This window comes from Allofournierella massiliensis (assembly GCF_004345265.1).
GTDB lineage: Bacteria > Bacillota > Clostridia > Oscillospirales > Ruminococcaceae > Allofournierella > Allofournierella massiliensis.
Genome location: NZ_SLUM01000020.1, coordinates 35999 through 52413 on the forward strand (window position 1 = coordinate 35999; position 16415 = coordinate 52413).

Here is a 16415-nt window from a genome sequence, read left to right on the forward strand (position 1 = left end):
TCCCCTTGGGGGCCCGCTCATTTTTTATCGATTTTTCCGGGGCCAACGCCCCGCTTTTATGGGAGAAGCACTATGTTCATCACACCGGAGTATCTCTTTTCCGGCGCAGCGGCCATCACGCCGGAATTTTTGAAGGGCAAGGGCATCACCGCCCTGGTGCTGGATGTGGACAACACCCTCACCGGCCACGACAGCCAGCAGCTGCCCCCGGCCATCCGCGACTGGCTGGACCGGATGCGGGCAGCGGGCATTCAGCTGGCCATTGCCAGCAATAATAACGAGGAACGGGTGCGCCCCTTTGCGCAGGCCATCGGGCTGGATTATGTGGCCATGAGCTGCAAGCCGCTCACCTTCGGTCTGGCCCGGGCCCGCAAAAAGTTCGGAGTACCCAAAGGCCAGATGGCCATTGTGGGCGACCAGCTGTTCACCGACCGGCTGGCCGGTGCGCTGTATGGCATTCCGGCGCTGGTGGTGCAGCCCATGTATGAGGATTTCAAAAAGGGAATCCGTTTCAAGCGCCGGCTGGAAAAGCCCTTTCTGGCCCGCTATTTCAAAAAGGGAGGGAAGCTTCTGTGAGCATCTTATTCGGAACCGCCGGCACCAGCCAGAGCTTTGCCGAGCAGGGATATAAAAACAGTGTGCAGGTGCCGGAATACACCGCGAAAATGGGCCTGGACGCCTTTGAGTACCAGTGCGGCCGGGGCGTGCGCATCAAGGAGGAGCTTGCCTCCAAGATCCGCGCTCAGGCGGCGGTGCACGGCATCTATTTCAGCCTGCACGCGCCTTACTACATCTCCATGAGCAGCCTGGAAGAGGAAAAGCGCCTGAACAGTGTGGATTACATTTTGCAGAGCGCGGCGGCCATCCGGGCGCTGGGCGGCCAGCGGGTGATCTTCCACTCCGGCAGCTGCGGCAAACAGAGCCGGGAAGCCGCGCTGGAAAAGGCGCTGGACACCATGCACCGCATTGTGGCGGCGGTGGACGAGGCCGGTTTCTCTGACATCGTGCTCTGCCCCGAGACCATGGGCAAGGTGGGCCAGCTGGGCACGCTGGACGAGGTTCTGGCCCTGTGCGGGGTGGACAAGCGCATCACCCCCTGCATCGACTTCGGCCACCTGAATGCCCGGGATCAGGGCTCCATCAAAACCAAACAGGACTATGCCGCCATTCTGGATCGGATGGGCGAGGTGCTGGGGGACGAGCGGGCCAGCCGCTTCCATGTGCACTTCAGCAAGATCGAATACACCACCGGCGGCGAAAAGCAGCACCTGACCTTCGCAGACACCGTCTACGGGCCGGACTTTGAGCCGCTGCTGGAGCTGTGCTACGAGCGGGGGCTTTCGCCGGTGATCATCTGTGAATCCGCCGGCACGCAGGCCGAGGACGCAGCCACCATGAAGCGGTATTACCAGAGCCTGGGCAAGTGAGCCCGAAGGCCTGCCCCACGGGCCGAAAAGGCCAAGAAAGGGCTTGAAAAATAGCCGTTTCTGGGGTAGAATAATAACAGATATGTCAGTGAATGCCCGCGCCGCATCGCTGCCCTGCAAGCAGCGGGCAGCCAGGTCGCGGCGCTGGCAGCGCAAGGCCGGTTTGGCCGGGCCAGAATAAATTTTAATTGGAGGATCATTTATGATTTCTGCAGGCGATTTTCGCAATGGCGTAACTTTTGAAGAGAATGGCAACGTGCTCCAGGTTGTGGAGTTCCAGCATGTTAAGCCCGGTAAGGGCGCTGCCTTCGTGCGCACCAAGACCAAGAACGTGATCACCGGTGCCGTGACCGAGAAGAGCTACAACCCCAGCGACAAGTTCCCCACCGCCTTCATCGAGCGCCGTGAGATGCAGTACCTGTACGAGGACGGCGGCCTGTACTACTTCATGGACACCGAGACCTACGAGCAGATCCCCCTGAACGAGCATGATCTGTCCGATTCCTTCAAGTTCGTGAAGGAGAACGAGATGGTTAAGATCCTGAGCTACAAGGGCAACGTGTTCGGCCTGGAGGCTCCCAACTTTGTTGTGCTGCAGGTCACCGAGACCGAGCCCGGCTTCAAGGGCAACACCGCCACCAACACCCTGAAGCCCGCCAAGCTGGAGACCGGCGCCGAGATCCGCGTGCCTCTGTTCATCAACGAGGGCGACATGATCCGTGTGGACACCCGAACCGGCGAGTACATGGAGCGCGCCTGATCATAAGGCTTCATCCTGATCGCATCCACCTGGGCGGCGGCTTTGCCGCCGCCCGGGTTTTGTTTTACCCAGTGTGAGCGCCGCGCCGCCGTTTTTGGGCAGCGAGGGCGTGGTCATAAAAATGTTTGATACTTCTTCAAAGGAGGAATGAACAATGGAACTGAAAGAGCGTGCTGCATACCTGAAGGGCCTGATGGAGGGTCTGGAGATTGGCGACAGCAAGGAAGGCAAGGTACTGAAGGCCATGTACGACCTGCTGGAGGATCTGTGCGACACCGTGGCCGATATGGACGACGACCTGGACCAGGTCTACGATGAGCTGGATGCCATGGACGAGGATATGGACGACCTGGAAGAAGCCGTGTTCGGCGACGACGAGGACGAGGACGACGAAGAGGAAGACGACGAGGACGAGGAAGTGGAAGCCGAGTACGAGCTGACCTGCCCCAACTGCGGCGCTGTGACCGTTGTGGATGAGGACACCCTGCTGAACGAGCAGGTCTGCTGCGGCAACTGCGGCGCCGAGTTCGAGATCGAATTCAGCGAGTGCGGCGAGGACTGCGAGTGCGGCGACTGCACCGAGGAGAACGAGTAATCCTCTGATTGCCGGATCAAACAAATAGAAAGCGGCGGATGGCAAAAGCCATCCGCCGCTTTTTGCTGCCTTTACGGACAAAGAAAACGCCCTGCGGATGCAGGGCGTTTTTGCTGTAAAATCGATTTTCCTGTTCGGAATGCAAGGTTTCCTTTGAAAGGCAAAAAACGGCACAGATGCCATTTACCGGGCGGATCTGGCACGCTCCATGGCCGAAAGCTCCGGCATCACGGTGAGCCGCATGGTAATGTAGCAGGCAAGGCCGCCCACAAAGTTGGAAACAGGCTCGGCAAGAAATACCCCCTTCACGCCCAGACCGGCCACGTGGGGCAGAAGCAGGGTAAGGGGCACCACGATGATGGCCTTGCGCAGCAGGGAAAAGAAGATGGCCAGTTTTGCCTTGTTCAGCGATTTGAACACACTCTGGCCGGAAAACTGAAAGGCCATCATGAAGAAGCCGAAAAAGTAGATCTGCAGCGCAGGCACCGCAGCGGCCAGCAGCTCCGGATCCTGATTGAAGATACGGATAAAAGCCGCGGGGAACAGGGAGATCAGCGCCCAGATCAGCAGGGTGTAGCCGAAGCCCAGCTGCGTCATGAAGCGGATTGCGGCGCGCACCCGGCCGGCCATTCGGGCCCCGTAGTTGTAGCTGATCACCGGGGAACCGCCGTCCGAAAGGGCCAGTGCAGGGGTCTGGGCGATCTGTCGCACCGAGTTGATCACCGTCATCACGCTGATGTACAGATCCCCTCCGTAGGCCCGCAGGGTGGAGTTGCAGACCACCTGAACCAGGCTGTCGGTAAAGGACATCACAAAGGTGGAGGTGCCCAGCGCCACGATACGCCGGATCAGTCGGCCATCCGGCCGAAAGCCGCGCAGAATCAGCCGCAGCTCCGCTTTTGGGCCAGTGAGAAATCGCATTACCCAGATGGCGGAAAGCAGCTGGGAAAACACGGTGGCGATGGCTGCTCCCCGTACGCCCAGCCCCAGCCCGAAAATCAGAATGGGGTCCAGAATAATATTGGTCACCGCACCCAGCAGCACTGTGAGCATGCCGATGCGGGCAAAGCCCTGGCTGTTGATGTAGGGATTCAACCCCAGCGAAATCATCACAAACACCGTGCCCAGCAGATAAATGGTCATATACTGCGCTGCCACCGGATAGGTATCGTCGCTGGCGCCGAACAGATAGAGCAGGGGTTTGTGCAGTGCAATGCCAAGCACCGTAAGCACAACGCCGCATACCACCAGCATAAACCAGGAATTGGCCATGATGGCCCGGGCGGTTTTCAGATCCTTCTGGCCACGGGCAATGGAGCACAGCGGAGCACCGCCCACACCGAACAGATTGGAAAATGCGGTGATCAGCGTGACCACCGGGAAACACAGCCCCAGTCCGGCAAGGGCCAGCGTGCCCTGACCGGGAATCTTGCCGATGTAGATCCGATCCACGATGTTATACAAAAGGTTCAGAAGCTGCGCCACCAGCATGGGAGCGGTTACGGCAAGAACACTGCGGCGGATATTGGGGCTGGAAAAATCCACCTGACCGCCCCCGGCTGTCCGGTGAAAATGTGGAAACGGCATCTTACTGCATCCATCCTTTCTTACGAAGCCATGCCCCGGCAGGCTGCGGGGCAACAAAATAGCGCGCTGTTCCAGCCCGGAACAGCGCGCGTTGCTTTTGATATGGTCCCGGGAGCAGGGATCACTTCTTGGCGGGCGCTTCCTTCAAAGCGCGCTCCAGCCACATGGAGCCGATCTCCAGAGCGGTATACAGGCCGGTCTTGCTGCTCTGCTTGACCACACGCTCGGGCAGAGGCTTGGAAGAATCGGTGCTCATGAGGATCACATGGATCTTATCGGCCATCTTCATGCCCTGTTCTTCCTTTTCGGTGAGGATCTGCATAAAAATCACAAAAGGATCAGCCAGGCTGCCGTAGTAGATTTCGTTGCCGCAGCGGACCAAAGGCTTGCCCTTGTAGGTCAGTTTCGGGGTATATGCCATTGTAAAAACCCTCCAGTCGGTTGATATATATTATATTTTATTATACCATAAACGACTCAGAAACACAACGGCGCACCGGATCACAGGTCCAGCTTGCCCCGCTCGATTTTTTCCTCGTTCAACGCCACCTTCTGAGCCAGGCTTTTCAGCTTGGAATCCATCTGGCTGAGCCGTACCGACATATAGAACTGCTTGATCAGCAACAGGAAGATAATGGCAAGATACACCACGTTGATCTCGCTCACAAAGCCGAACTTGCGCGCCACCCAGGTGGTGATCTCCGGGAACAGGCTTAAAAACAGAAGGCAGGCAGAAAACAGCAGCCAGAAGATGGAATCTTCAATCTGCACCTTTGCCTGGCGAACCCGGCGAAGAATGAACAGGGTGGTGCACAGACTGCCGCAAATCAAAAGTGCGCGCAGCGCGAGGGGAAGCAGTGGGGACATGGCGTTCAGTTTCTCCTTTCCGGGTAGTAGTTATTCACGGGCTCCCGCTTGCGGAACCACTGGATCAGTAAAATCGAAAGGCCCATCTTGAGCATGTACTGGATGGAACGGGTGAAATTCAGATAGCTGGTGCCGGTGAGCCGTTCGCCCATCTGCACCTGAATCTCCCGCACCACAGCGCCGTTTTTGATCAGATAGCTGATGGTGTCCGGCTCGGGGCCGTAGTTCAGGTTCAGGGCGAATTCCTCCACCATGCGGCGGTTAAACATGCGCATGCCGCTGGTGGGGTCACAGATGGCCTGGCCGGTGGTGAGGCGGATGGCCCAGCTGATCAGGTAGCTGCCCAGCATGCGCAGGCTTTTGGGCTTTTTCACCGTGAGGAACCGGCTGCCGATCACAATATCGGCTCCGCTTTCCAGCTCATCCAGCATGGGCTGGATGTATTCCGGCTTGTGTTGACCGTCTGCATCGAACTGGAGGGCACAGTCGTAGCCGTTTTCGGCGGCGTAGCGCAGCCCGGTCTGGAACGCGCCGGCCAGCCCCAGATTCACCGGCAGGTCGATCAGCCGGAAGCCGTTCTGGCGGCACAGCGCCGCAGTGTGGTCGCGGCTGCCGTCGTTTACCACAACGTAATCGTATTGGGGGTAATGGGCCACCAGCTCGTTCACCACGTGAACGATGTTGCCCTCCTCGTTGTAGGCAGGGATCACGATCAATAGCTTAGACATAACGTTATAATTCCTTTGCAGTCAGGTTATTGTGCGCCGGCAAGCCGCAGCAGCTCACGGGTCACAGCGTCCCAGGTGAAGTGTTCCTCCAGCCGGGCAGCGGTTTTCCGGGCAGCCTCGCAGCGCCAGGCATCGTCCGTCAGGCAGGATTTCAGGGCAGCAGCAAGGGAGGTGGAGTCCACTCCGTCCAGCTGGATGCCGTAGCTTTCGTCCGGCAGAAGCTCATCGCTTCCGCCGGTGCGGGTGGTCAGAATGGGGCATCCACAGGCAGCCGCTTCCAGAAAGGTGGTGGGAAATCCCTCGGCGTAATAGGTGGGCAGGCAGTACAGCTGGGCCTGGGCCAGCAGCTGCATGGCCTGGGCATAAGGCACTGCCCCTGCCAGATGCACGCCGGGCGGGCAGTTTTCCCGCAGCCTGGGCAGCAGCGGGCCGTCGCCGGCCACCACCAGGCTGCACCCGGAAAGCCCGGCGGAAGAAAAAGCGTCGACCAGCTCGGCCACGCCCTTTTCCGGGATCACCCGGCCCAGAAAAACCACAAGCTTTTCCTCAGCCGGAAGGCCCAGCCGGGCCCGCCAGTCCACCGCGTCCGGCGCGTGGGCCAGCGCCCGAACCTCGGAAGGCTCCACCGCGTTGTACAGCTGGCCGGCGGGATGAATGCCGAAGTGCTCCAGCCAGTGGCATACCGCCCGGCTCACGCCGAAGAAGCGGGGCCCGCAGGCCTTCAGCCAGGCGGCCGCCAGATGCTCATAAAACGCCCCGGCCGCGTTCAGCAGCGGACTGCCCATGGGCAGATGGCCAGTGGAATGATCCACCACAATGGCGGGGATACCCCGCTTTTTGCACTGCCGGGCCGCATACAGGCTGCTGATGTAAAAGCGGGTGTTGATCAGGCAGAAATCAATGGGCGTTGCCCACAGCTGCGCTGCCAGCGCCCGGAAGGCCTTGCCGGGCTTTAAAACCGGGAACCGGCCGTTCATCAGCGGCCACACCGGCAGCCGGATAATCCGTATGCCGTGTTCGTCGGTTTCGGTATCCGGCAGGCCGGGCAGGGCGCTGGTTACCACAATGGCATTGTGGCCTGCGTTTACCACCCGGCGGGCCAGATTGAAGGTATAGCGCTCCACCCCGCCCACCGTGGGCAGATACTGGGCGGAGAAAAAACAGATGGTCACGAAGCGAACCTCCCGTGTGCGGGCCGCGTTACGCGCCGCGCTTTTTGTAAACGAATTCCCGCTGAATCTGGAAGCTGATGAAGAACAGGAACACGTCCACGCAGATCTTGATCACCAGCTCGGAGAAGCCGCCGGTGAGGGCATACAGCAGGCTGACCAGACCGGCGGAGCAGGCCATCTGAATCACGGCCAGCAGGAAATACTTGCCGGCGGCCATGCCGTGGTTTTCCCGGCTCTTGAACACAATCTTGTAGTTCAGCAGATAGTTGTAGGTGGCTGAGATCACGCGGGCGCACACGGTGGCCAGCGTGATGTACAGCGTACCGGAAACCACCGGCGCCAGCAGGAAGCAGAACAGGCTGAACAGCGCCAGATCCACCACGCTGGAGGAGAGGGAGGAGAACAAAAACTTGCCGAACACCGCGTAGATGCGGGCCGAGTCCTTCAGCGGATTGAAATGGCTGGTCTTGTTCTCTTCGATGTAAACCGTTTCGATGGGTACCTCCACGATGGGCACTCCGGCGTCCTTGGTGTCGATGAGCATGTTGGACTCGAACTCGAACCGCTCGCCGCCGGTGTGCATCAGCTTTTTCATGAAGGCGGTGGGAATGGCCCGCAGGCCGGTCTGGGTATCGGTGATGGCAAGGCCCACCAGCGCCTTGAACACAAAGCGGGTGCACTTGTTGCCGAAGCTGGAGCGCAGCGGCACGTCCTTCTCGTCGAAGTTGCGGCAGCCCAGAATCAGTGCGTCCGGCCGGTCGGTCAGGGCCTTCATCACCTTCAGAATGCAGGCGGGGGTATGCTGGCCGTCGGAATCGGCGGTCACACAGCCGGGGGCATCCGGCCAGGTGTTCAGGCAGTAGTTGAAGGCGGTTTTCAGCGCCCGCCCCTTGCCCAGATTCACTGCATGACGCAGCACCGGGCAGCCCCAGCGTTTTTGCGCTTCCTCAAAGAAATGGGCGTAGGCAGGGCCGCTGCCGTCGTCCACCAGAACGATGTTCTGAATACCCGCTTTGTGCAGCTGCTCCAGCAGGCGGGGCAGCTTTTCGTCCGGCTCCAGAGAGGGAATGATCACGGGAATTTGCTTGTAATCCATAAAATATCGTACTCCTTAACGGATGGCGTTTGGCCCTTTACCGGGCCAGAATGGAAAGAAAAGCATTGAACACGACCAGAATGTCCACCAGCGTCACAGCGTACACAAGGCCGCGGGTGAAATCGGTTTGCAGCAGCAGGCGTCTGGGCCGGGCCAGCAGCAAAAGGCTGAGCACCGGCAGGAAATACCGCCCCTGCAGACCGTAAATGGTGGTGTAGTAGGTGGGCGTCCAGGAGACGCAGCCCAGCACCGCCAGCCCACAGCAGGCAAGGCCGATCAGCAGGCAGACCGTCTTGGCCCAGACCGGAAGCTCAAAGCCGGGCTGCAGCCAGGCCAGAACCAGCAGAATCAGCAGTGCGGCCACCCAGGTCCAGGCGATCTGCACGCCCGGGTCAAAGTAGCTCAGGGTGCCGCCCACCAGTGTTTTCACATAGTGCTCGCCGTACTCCACCACCGAGCGGATGAGCAGCTCCACGGTGTCCAGCGGATGGCTGAGAATATAGGGCAGCGAATAGCACACGCTGTCGTCCTGCACGGGCTCTTCCGAGGCAGGCTGCGGGGCGGAATCCGCCACGGCGGTTTCGCCGGAGGAGGCTGTGCTTTCCAGTGCGGGGGCGGATTCAGACTCCGCGGCTACACTTGCGGCCGGTTCCGCTTCCTGCACAGCCGCGCTGGAGGAGGCCGCGCCTGCGGCCACCGGGGTATCGCCGTTTACAAAGCCGCCCAGCGTCAGCGTTCCGCCCGCGCTGGACAGAAACACCACCATGCACAGCACAAGGAAACCGCCCTTGATCGCCTTGGAAAACCGGCCCAGGCGGGCGGCGGGGATCAGAAAGACCAGCAGTGCCAGCGGGAAATATACGATTTTGGAGGGCACGATCAGCAGCCCGGCCAGTGCGGGCAGAATCAGCTGCTTCCAGCTGATTTTTTCCGTCGGGCCGAAAGCCAGATCCAGCACCAGCGCCGCGAACAGAAGGCAGAGCGCCAGCAGGTTGGAATCCCGGCTGTAGGAGGCGGCAAGGTGCAGCGTCATGGGCAGCAGGGCCACTGTGGCGAATACCGCCTTTGCCACCGGGGTGCGCTTCACCGCCCAGGAGGCCAGAAATGCGAAGAAGAGAAGGTTTGTCAGCCTGCCCAGGAACAGGGTGGGGATGAACCCCAGCCGCAGCAGAAAGCCCGCCAGCACGCCAAGCGCGCTGATCCAGTACATGGTGTAGCTGGAGTCCACCTGATATTCATCGAAGTCGTGGGTGGCGGTGAAGGGATCGGGGCTGGTGGTAAGCAGATTCTTGGCAATATGCTGCCAGGTGAATACTGTGGTTTCGCCATCCTGCACGATCACGTCCTGATCCGAAGGGCGTCGGATGGTGCTGTGGATCTGGCTCTGCGCAATGGGCAGGTGCGGGTCATAGATGGTGGAGGCCAGCGTGAAGCTCTGGTTGATGTGGAACTGCTCGTCCGGCGCGGAATAGGGGGGCAGCACCATGCTGAACAGAATGCCCAGTGCCAGCACGAAGCAGAACACCATCCGGTGCAGCGGGCACTTCTGCCCGGTGAACAGCCACCAGCCGGCCCCGATGAGAACCAGCGCCAGCAGGGCAATGACCCAGTAGAATTTGGTCAGAAAACCGCCGATCTGAGCATATACACCCAGAATGGCCAGCATGCCCTCGGTGGGCTGGCCGTTCACGGTCAGCCCCAGACCCGCTTCGTTTGCAGTGGGGGTGTAACCGATGAGCAGACGGCCCTCGCCGGTGTAGTGAGCGGTCAGAGTCACCCGATAGTGCCGCTCACCAAAGGAGGTCAGCTCCACCGGCTGGGAAAGCCCCAGCGTGGTGTAGTAGGCCTCGGTGGTGTCCAGAATATTGCTCATGTCGCCTTCGCTGGTGGCCAGCACCTCGCCGGTGTCCAGATCGGTGAGGGTGAGCTCCAGCACACCGGCGGGGCCTTCGTCGCCCGCCTTCTGCACCTTGAAGGCAAAGCCCATGTACAGCAGGTCCCGGTCGCAGACGAAGTCCTGAGTCACGGTATCGTCGATGAGGGCAAACTCGCTGAACTGGTCATTGATCATCCAGCTGCGGCTTTTTTCGCCGTTGCCCCGCACCTGGGTGAGCCAGATACAGGCAAAGATGAAAAAGGCCACAGCCAGCAGCGCAGCGCCGCCCAGAAGGCGGCGGTGCGTTTTGAGTTGCGTGAGAAGTTTTTCCATGGGAAAACCCTTTCCGTTCGGGCCTGGCCCGTGATTTACTTGCCCGACTGGCCGTAGTAGGCCCCCGGGCCGTGCTTGCGCAGGTAGTGCTTGTTCAGCAGGTAATCGTCCACCGGCTGTGCACCCAGCGCAAGACTGTGGTAGGCCATCATGGCCACCTCTTCCAGAATGATGGCATGCTCCACCGCATCCGCCGCGTTTTTGCCCCAGGTGAAGGGGCCGTGGCCCTTTACCAGCCCGGCGGGAACGGCTTCATAGTGCTCCGCGCAGGCAGCGGCCAGCACCAGACCGGTGCTGGTCTCATAATCGCCCTCCACCTGCTCTCTGGTCAGGGCAGGGGCGCAGGGCACCGGGCCGTAAAAGGTGTCGGCATGGGTGGTGCCCAGCGCCGGGATCTGGCGCCCGGCCTGGGCAAAGACGGTGGCCCACCGGCTGTGGGTGTGCACCACGCCGCCGATGGCCGGGAAGGCCCGGTACAGCTCCAGATGGGTTTTGGTGTCGGAGGAGGGGCGCAGCTCGCCCTCCACCACGCTGCCGTCCGCAAGGCTCACAATCACCATGTCCTCCGGGCGCATTTTGTCGTAGTCCACGCCGGAGGGTTTGATGGCAAACACGCCCGCATCCCGGTCCACCTGGCTGGCATTGCCCCAGGTGGCAAGGCAGAGGTTGGCTTTGGGCAGGGCCAGATTGGCGGCCCATACCGCCTGCTTCAGTGCTTCGTACATGGGCTCACACCCCCGCGCCGAAGGCGGCGTTCACGGCCTGCTCAAAACAGCCCGCGTCCTTCAAAAGCTTCTCCACCGCGCCGCGCACCGCGCCCTCGCCGCCCTTCTGGGGGCAGACGTAGTGGGCAATGGCCTTTACCTCGGCGGCAGCGTCGGCAGGGCAGGCCACAAAACCGCACAGCTTCATGGCCGCCATGTCGTTCCAGTCGTCGCCCACATAGGCCACCTCTTCCCGGGCAAGGCCCTGTTCGGCCAGAAAGGCGGCAAGATACTCGGCCTTCTTTTTGCAGTTCTGCACGCAGTAGTCCAGATGCAGCTCTTCGGCCCGGCGGCGTACCGGTTCACTTTCCCGGCCGGTGAGGATCATCACCTTGATGCCGGCGGTGCGGGCGATCACAAGGCCCGCGCCGTCCTTCACGGTAAATTTTTTGGTTTCGTTGCCGGTGGAATCCAGATACAGCCCCCCGTCGGTGAGGGTGCCGTCCACGTCCAGCACAAGCAGTTTGGTCTGCATGGGCATGTTACTCCTTTTCGTAGTAGCTGGGGGTTACGAACTCTACGCGCAGCGCCTGAGCCCGGATGGCCTCGGCCATGGCGTGGTTGTAGTCCGCGCCCCGCAGGGTGTGGTTCTTCATGCGGGGGTCGCAGTAGTTGTCGTCCCCGGGGCCGTAGCCGTCCGCGCCGGCGATGGATACCTCCTCCACGCCCAGCGCTGCCAGCAGATGCAGCAGCATGATCAGGCTGTTGGAGCCCTTGTCGAAGGCGCCGGCCAGACTGTTGTAGTCCAGCCGGTAGTCCGCTTCGCCCTGCAGGTTGCTGGTGGCAATCACCGCGCAGGGGCAGCCTTCCAGCTTTTCAAACCGCTTGCCGTTGGTGAAGAAGGCGAAATCCGCCTTGTAATGCTCCGGCACAAAGTTGGCGCTGATGACCACCGGGTTGTTTTCGGCGATATAGGCCTCGATGGCCTGCCGGTGGGTGTCCAGCGTCTGACCGGGGGCCAGCGCCAGAATCTTCCGGCCGGCCAGCAGCTCTTTCAGCTTTGCCCGGTCGGCGGCATCGTCCAGCGCGCTGCCCTTGTACTGGGCATACAGCTCGTCCGCGTAGGCGGCGTCGAAGGCGGTCTTTTTCTCCGGGGCGATGCGGCTCAGGATGTGGTTGATGTCCCGGTTGGACAGATCGCCCTTGCCCAGCAGATGCTCGGCGTAGTTGCGGTGCAGGTTGTACCGGGCAGACAGGAAGTAGGGCGGAGAATAGCCCCAGGGCTCCTTCTCCCGAATGGGCATGATCTGGTCCTGAATGGCGTCCAGCATGCAGTCGATGTCGTACTGCTTGCCGAAGTTCAGGTTCAGGTAGTCAGCGATCAGCTCGATGCACAGGTTGCCAGGGGTGCGGCCCATGCCCAGAAGGCTTGCGTCCACGATCACGTCCCGGTTCAGGTGCTTGTTCACAAAGCTCTGGGCCAGGCTGGAGCTCAGGGCCATGTTCTCATGCAGGTGCAGGCCAAGAGTGATGTCCTTGGCCAGATTGTTGTGTACCAGGCTCACGATCCGGTCCAGATCCTGCTGGCGCATGCTGCCGAAGGTATCCACGATGGAGAAGGCGTAGGGATGGATCTTGTTCACCTGCTCCACCAGCCAGAGCACGCCCGCGTCGGAGTAGCCCATGATGTTGATGGGGTTGCAGCTGATCTTGTAGCCCTTGTCCTGGGCTTTTTGGCAGAAGGCAAGGCCCTCCTCGATGTCGTAGTCGTGGAAGGTCACCCGAATCAGGTCGATGCCGGTGCCGTCCCAGGGCTCCAGCTTGTCGATGTCGTAGAAGTTGTGCAGGGCCATGCCGCTGAACATCACGTTTTTCCGGTCGGCGGGCAGAATCTTCTTCAGTTCGGCCACCGTGTTCCAGCGGGTGCAGTCCGGGTCGTAGTCCACGTTGCGCAGAAAGCCCACCTCCACGATGTCGGTGCCCGCCTTCACCAGGCTGCGCACAATGTCGCGGATGTTTTCGTAGCCGAAGCGCCAGTCGTTGATGTACCCGCCGTCACGCAGGGTGCAGTCCAGAAGTTTCAGGTTGTACATAGAGCAGCTCCTTTCCCGGCATTCATTCAGTTGCCGCGCTGTTTCAGGATCTCACATACGATGTCCACGTCTTTTGGGGTGTCCACCGAAACCGTCTTGTAGGGGGAGACCACCGCGTGCACCGTGTGGCCGTTTTCGATGAAGCGCATCAGGTCGTTTTCCTCGGCTTTTTCCAGCGCGCTCTTGGGGGTGGCAGCATAGAAATCCAGCGCCTTTTTGCTGAACAGCTGAATGCCGGTGATTTTTTCGTATTCAAAATCCGCCGTTCCCTTGGGGTAGGGGATGGGGCTGCGGGAGATCAGCAGAATCTCCCGGCGGGCATTGCAGGCCACCTTCTGGTTGGAGAAGTCGATCACATCTGCCGGGTGGTCCATGATGTTGGTCACACCCGCCACATAGTAGGGGTCTTCGGGCAGGCTGTCCGGCAGGATCAGATCAAAGGCCCGGGCGTCGATCAGCGGCTCGTCGCCCATGATCTGCAGATACAGATCCGCGTCCAGCATGCAGCTCACCTCGTGGATGCGGGCGGTGGGGGTGTCGTGGTCGGCACGGGTCATGAGAGCGGGCATCTCGTACTGGCGGCAGACCTCCATGATCCGCTCGTCGTCGGTGGCAATCACCAGATCGTCCAGCTTTTCGCATTTTTTTGCTGCCTGATAGACCCACCAGATCATGGGTTTGCCCAGAATGTCGGCCAGGGGCTTGCCGGGCAGCCGGCTGGACTGGTACCGGGCGGGGATCACGCCGATGATTTTCATAGGAACAACCTCCTTGCGGGCCCGCAATAAAAACGATGAAGCGGGCCGCCTGATTTCATAGTAAAGCCTTGGTATGAACAAATTATGAGCGCACGGCGCTCTTTTCACAAAAAAAGGCTCAGCGGAGCAGGGCCAGCGCCTCGCTGAGGCTCAGCTCCAGCTTTTCGTCCGCCACTTCCAGCGCCTTTAATACGGTGGATTCCACCGTCACGGCTTTTTTGAACCGGAAGGGCAGCGCGAAGTTCAGCACCTCGCTGGGCATGGTGCGCTCCAGAATGACCGCGTCCGGGAACAGCGTGGAGTAATCGAAGGTATCCCGGGGATGGGTCTTGAGAAAGAGCGGCCCGTCGGAGCAGTGGGCCTTTACCACGGCGGCGAACATCTTTTTCTGGGTCTCGCTGTCCAAAAGACCGTCCGGCACAAAGTCCCGGGGCAGAAACAGCACCGCGCCCTCGGCCTTTTCCGGCAGAGGCCGGGTCAGGAATACCTGACGAATCAGGGCCTTCTGGTCGGCGGTCAGCCGGTGGAACCGATCCGACTTGGAATCCTCCCGCAGCTTTTCGGGGAACAGGCCGGTTTTTGCAGCGCACTCAGTCTCCACCGCGGTGACCCGTTTGTAATCGCCCCAGTAAAGATAGCCATAGCAGAATTTCTGCCGCAGCCTGAAGTGGGGCAGCTTTCGTTGTTCGTCAATGATGGGGTGCTCCGGGCGGCAGGTGCTGGCCATGGTATCCTCACAGAGGATGTAAGGCGCTTTCAGATCCTGCAGATACCGGCCCAGAACGCTCCAGTCGTTGTGAATGTAAATGGCGTTGTAATCCTGCGGGCGGATGGAAAAGCCGTAATATTTTTCCACATTGCGGCGGCCCATCACCCGCTGAAGCAGCAGCGTGCGCAGAAAACCCTGCTGAATGGCATTGCCGCAGGCAAGTTCGTCAAAAACCCGTACACAGCGGAACAGGCCGGTGGCGGAAAGCCGCCCGGCCAGTTCTTCGGTGTTTGGGATGACACTGCTCAAAATAAGCTCCGGGGGCACAGCGTCCTCCATGGCCCGGACCATGTCCACCAGCACCTGATAGGCGGTGTGGCAGATGTATAAATTGGGGCGCTCCATTTACAGCACCTCGCTGGACTCGACGGTCACCGGCGGGAAGTGGATGTGGCCCCAGCCGCTGGACCACTCCGGCAGGGTGCGGTCCATGTTGGTGATCTCGAAGGCAAATTCCTGGGCGGGCTTGTCCAGGCAGGCGGCGTTGGCCAGCTCCCGCTCGAACACGTCCAGATAGAAGAAATACTGGCCCTCGCTGAAGATGGAGGTGTCCACCGTGAACACGGTGGAGTAGCGCTGGCCCGGCCTGGCCTCGCCCAAAGTGATGGGATGGGTGATGCCGATGGGCGTGGAATCCCGGTAATGGAAGTTCAGTTTCATGTTCACCGCGTCGAAGTGCTGCATGACCTGCCAGTCGATGCGGATGCGCAAAGGCTCGCCGGCGGCAAACACGCTGCTTTCCTTGTCCAGAAAGGTCAGCCGCTCCACCCGCAGCCGCTTGCCGGCGCTGGTGTTCATGCGGCCGATCTCGCGCAGGTCATAGTCCACCACGTTCACGTCGGTGGTGTCCATATAAACGGCAATGGCGTCGTCCACGTTGCCGTCGAAGATCACCTTGCCCTTGTCCAGCACCACGCAGCGGGTGCACAGCTGGCGGATGGTGCTCATGTTGTGGCTCACATACAGAACGGTGCGGCCCTCCTGGCCCGCCACGTCGCTCATCTTGCCCAGGCACTTCTGCTGGAACTTCATGTCGCCCACGGCCAGAACCTCGTCCATGACCATGATCTCACTGTCCAGATGGGCGGCCACCGCGAAGGCCAGCTTCACGAACATGCCGCTGGAATACCGCTTCACCGGGGTGTCGATGAAATCGCCGCACTCGGAAAATTCGATGATCTGATCCAGCTTGGAATCCACCTCGGCCTTGGTCATGCCCAGAATGGCGCCGTTCATGTAGATGTTTTCCCGGCCGGTCATCTCCTGATTGAAGCCGGTGCCCACCTCCAGCATGCTGGCGATGCGGCCCTTGATTTTGATCTCGCCCTCGGTGGGGGCGGTGATGCGGCTGAGCAGCTTGAGCAGGGTGGATTTGCCCGCGCCGTTGCGGCCGATGATGCCCAGCGCCTCGCCCTTGTAAACGGTCAGATCCACCCCGTTCAGGGCCATGAAGGTCTGGCCGAACAGGCGGGTGTCGGTGCCGATGGGCAGGTTGGGATCCTCCTTGCCGCGGATGCGGGCCCACCAGCTTTGCAGATCGGCGGTGAGGGTGCCGCCGCCGATCTGGCCCAGCTTATACTGTTTCTTTACGCCGGATACCTGAATGACAGGCTCTTTGCTGTGTACCGGCTCGCTGTGATTGGACATGGC

Annotated in this window: 17 protein-coding genes; 4 read left to right on the top strand and 13 right to left on the bottom strand. The window is 60.5% G+C overall.

From position 1 onward, the window contains the following. Window positions 1–72 precede the first annotated feature (72 nt). The 4 genes from EDD77_RS11880 to EDD77_RS18105 all read left to right on the top strand — a co-directional run bounded on the left by EDD77_RS11880 (window position 73) and on the right by EDD77_RS18105 (window position 2782). The gene (locus EDD77_RS11880; RefSeq protein WP_058963228.1) at window positions 73–576 is read left to right on the top strand and encodes a YqeG family HAD IIIA-type phosphatase; all 504 of its coding nucleotides are present in this window, start codon (window positions 73–75) and stop codon (window positions 574–576) included. After that, a complete protein-coding gene (locus EDD77_RS11885) occupies window positions 573–1427 on the top strand; it encodes a TIM barrel protein (RefSeq protein ID WP_058963229.1) in 855 nt (284 codons plus the stop codon). Before EDD77_RS11880 ends, EDD77_RS11885 begins: the two co-directional genes overlap by 4 nt. A 202-nt stretch (window positions 1428–1629) precedes the next feature. Then, complete coding sequence (efp, locus tag EDD77_RS11890) at window positions 1630–2187, top strand: elongation factor P (RefSeq protein WP_058963230.1); 558 nt, start codon at window positions 1630–1632, stop codon at window positions 2185–2187. Window positions 2188–2341: 154 nt separating this feature from the next. Then, on the top strand, window positions 2342–2782 hold the full coding sequence (locus EDD77_RS18105; protein WP_058963231.1) for a CD1247 N-terminal domain-containing protein: 441 nt from the start codon (window positions 2342–2344) through the stop codon (window positions 2780–2782). Between the two features lie 183 nt (window positions 2783–2965). Here EDD77_RS18105 and EDD77_RS11900 read toward each other — a convergent pair whose 3' ends face one another. The 13 genes from EDD77_RS11900 to EDD77_RS11960 form a co-directional block, all read right to left on the bottom strand. Next, window positions 2966–4369, bottom strand: coding sequence for an MATE family efflux transporter (locus EDD77_RS11900; protein WP_058963232.1), 1404 nt, complete (start codon window positions 4367–4369; stop codon window positions 2966–2968). Between the two features lie 121 nt (window positions 4370–4490). Beyond that, entirely contained in the window at window positions 4491–4790 is a 300-nt protein-coding gene (locus EDD77_RS11905; RefSeq protein WP_058963233.1) for a hypothetical protein, read from the bottom strand. A gap of 80 nt (window positions 4791–4870) precedes the next feature. After that, window positions 4871–5236, bottom strand: a complete 366-nt coding sequence (locus EDD77_RS11910; RefSeq protein WP_058963234.1) for a DUF2304 domain-containing protein — start codon at window positions 5234–5236, stop codon at window positions 4871–4873. A gap of 5 nt (window positions 5237–5241) precedes the next feature. Then, a complete protein-coding gene (locus EDD77_RS11915) occupies window positions 5242–5964 on the bottom strand; it encodes a glycosyltransferase family 2 protein (protein WP_058963235.1) in 723 nt (240 codons plus the stop codon). A gap of 26 nt (window positions 5965–5990) precedes the next feature. After that, window positions 5991–7136 (bottom strand): glycosyltransferase family 4 protein, encoded by a 1146-nt coding sequence (locus EDD77_RS11920; protein WP_058963236.1) that lies wholly within the window; start codon window positions 7134–7136, stop codon window positions 5991–5993. Between the two features lie 28 nt (window positions 7137–7164). Next, complete coding sequence (locus EDD77_RS11925; protein ID WP_058963237.1) at window positions 7165–8232, bottom strand: glycosyltransferase; 1068 nt, start codon at window positions 8230–8232, stop codon at window positions 7165–7167. Window positions 8233–8269: 37 nt separating this feature from the next. Next, window positions 8270–10441, bottom strand: a complete 2172-nt coding sequence (locus tag EDD77_RS11930; RefSeq protein ID WP_058963238.1) for a DUF2142 domain-containing protein — start codon at window positions 10439–10441, stop codon at window positions 8270–8272. Window positions 10442–10476: 35 nt separating this feature from the next. After that, complete coding sequence (locus EDD77_RS11935) at window positions 10477–11166, bottom strand: L-ribulose-5-phosphate 4-epimerase (RefSeq protein ID WP_058963239.1); 690 nt, start codon at window positions 11164–11166, stop codon at window positions 10477–10479. Between the two features lie 4 nt (window positions 11167–11170). Continuing rightward, window positions 11171–11680 carry a KdsC family phosphatase gene (locus EDD77_RS11940; protein ID WP_242868305.1) on the bottom strand — a complete coding sequence of 170 codons (510 nt, stop codon included), beginning with the start codon at window positions 11678–11680 and terminating at the stop codon, window positions 11171–11173. A 7-nt stretch (window positions 11681–11687) separates the two neighbouring features. Further along, on the bottom strand, window positions 11688–13238 hold the full coding sequence (locus EDD77_RS11945) for an aldolase catalytic domain-containing protein (RefSeq protein WP_058963241.1): 1551 nt from the start codon (window positions 13236–13238) through the stop codon (window positions 11688–11690). A 26-nt stretch (window positions 13239–13264) separates the two neighbouring features. Then, on the bottom strand, window positions 13265–13996 hold the full coding sequence (locus EDD77_RS11950) for a 3-deoxy-manno-octulosonate cytidylyltransferase (RefSeq protein ID WP_058963242.1): 732 nt from the start codon (window positions 13994–13996) through the stop codon (window positions 13265–13267). Between the two features lie 118 nt (window positions 13997–14114). Further along, a complete protein-coding gene (locus tag EDD77_RS11955; protein ID WP_058963243.1) occupies window positions 14115–15110 on the bottom strand; it encodes a hypothetical protein in 996 nt (331 codons plus the stop codon). After that, window positions 15111–16412 carry an ABC transporter ATP-binding protein gene (locus EDD77_RS11960; protein ID WP_058963244.1) on the bottom strand — a complete coding sequence of 434 codons (1302 nt, stop codon included), beginning with the start codon at window positions 16410–16412 and terminating at the stop codon, window positions 15111–15113. It abuts the gene before it with no gap. Window positions 16413–16415 lie beyond the last annotated feature (3 nt).

Bases quoted from the DNA above. Each gene is read 5' to 3' on its own strand.
- EDD77_RS11880 (WP_058963228.1), top strand. From the start codon at position 73: ATGTTCATCACACCGGAGTATCTCTTTTCCGGCGCAGCGGCCATCACG.
- efp (WP_058963230.1), top strand. From the start codon at position 1,630: ATGATTTCTGCAGGCGATTTTCGCAATGGCGTAACTTTTGAAGAGAAT.
- EDD77_RS18105 (WP_058963231.1), top strand. From the start codon at position 2,342: ATGGAACTGAAAGAGCGTGCTGCATACCTGAAGGGCCTGATGGAGGGT.
- EDD77_RS11900 (WP_058963232.1), bottom strand. From the start codon at position 4,369: ATGCCGTTTCCACATTTTCACCGGACAGCCGGGGGCGGTCAGGTGGAT.
- EDD77_RS11905 (WP_058963233.1), bottom strand. From the start codon at position 4,790: ATGGCATATACCCCGAAACTGACCTACAAGGGCAAGCCTTTGGTCCGC.
- EDD77_RS11910 (WP_058963234.1), bottom strand. From the start codon at position 5,236: ATGTCCCCACTGCTTCCCCTCGCGCTGCGCGCACTTTTGATTTGCGGC.
- EDD77_RS11915 (WP_058963235.1), bottom strand. From the start codon at position 5,964: ATGTCTAAGCTATTGATCGTGATCCCTGCCTACAACGAGGAGGGCAAC.
- EDD77_RS11925 (WP_058963237.1), bottom strand. From the start codon at position 8,232: ATGGATTACAAGCAAATTCCCGTGATCATTCCCTCTCTGGAGCCGGAC.
- EDD77_RS11930 (WP_058963238.1), bottom strand. From the start codon at position 10,441: ATGGAAAAACTTCTCACGCAACTCAAAACGCACCGCCGCCTTCTGGGC.
- EDD77_RS11935 (WP_058963239.1), bottom strand. From the start codon at position 11,166: ATGTACGAAGCACTGAAGCAGGCGGTATGGGCCGCCAATCTGGCCCTG.
- EDD77_RS11940 (WP_242868305.1), bottom strand. From the start codon at position 11,680: ATGCAGACCAAACTGCTTGTGCTGGACGTGGACGGCACCCTCACCGAC.
- EDD77_RS11945 (WP_058963241.1), bottom strand. From the start codon at position 13,238: ATGTACAACCTGAAACTTCTGGACTGCACCCTGCGTGACGGCGGGTAC.
- EDD77_RS11950 (WP_058963242.1), bottom strand. From the start codon at position 13,996: ATGAAAATCATCGGCGTGATCCCCGCCCGGTACCAGTCCAGCCGGCTG.
- EDD77_RS11955 (WP_058963243.1), bottom strand. From the start codon at position 15,110: ATGGAGCGCCCCAATTTATACATCTGCCACACCGCCTATCAGGTGCTG.
- EDD77_RS11960 (WP_058963244.1), bottom strand. From the start codon at position 16,412: ATGTCCAATCACAGCGAGCCGGTACACAGCAAAGAGCCTGTCATTCAG.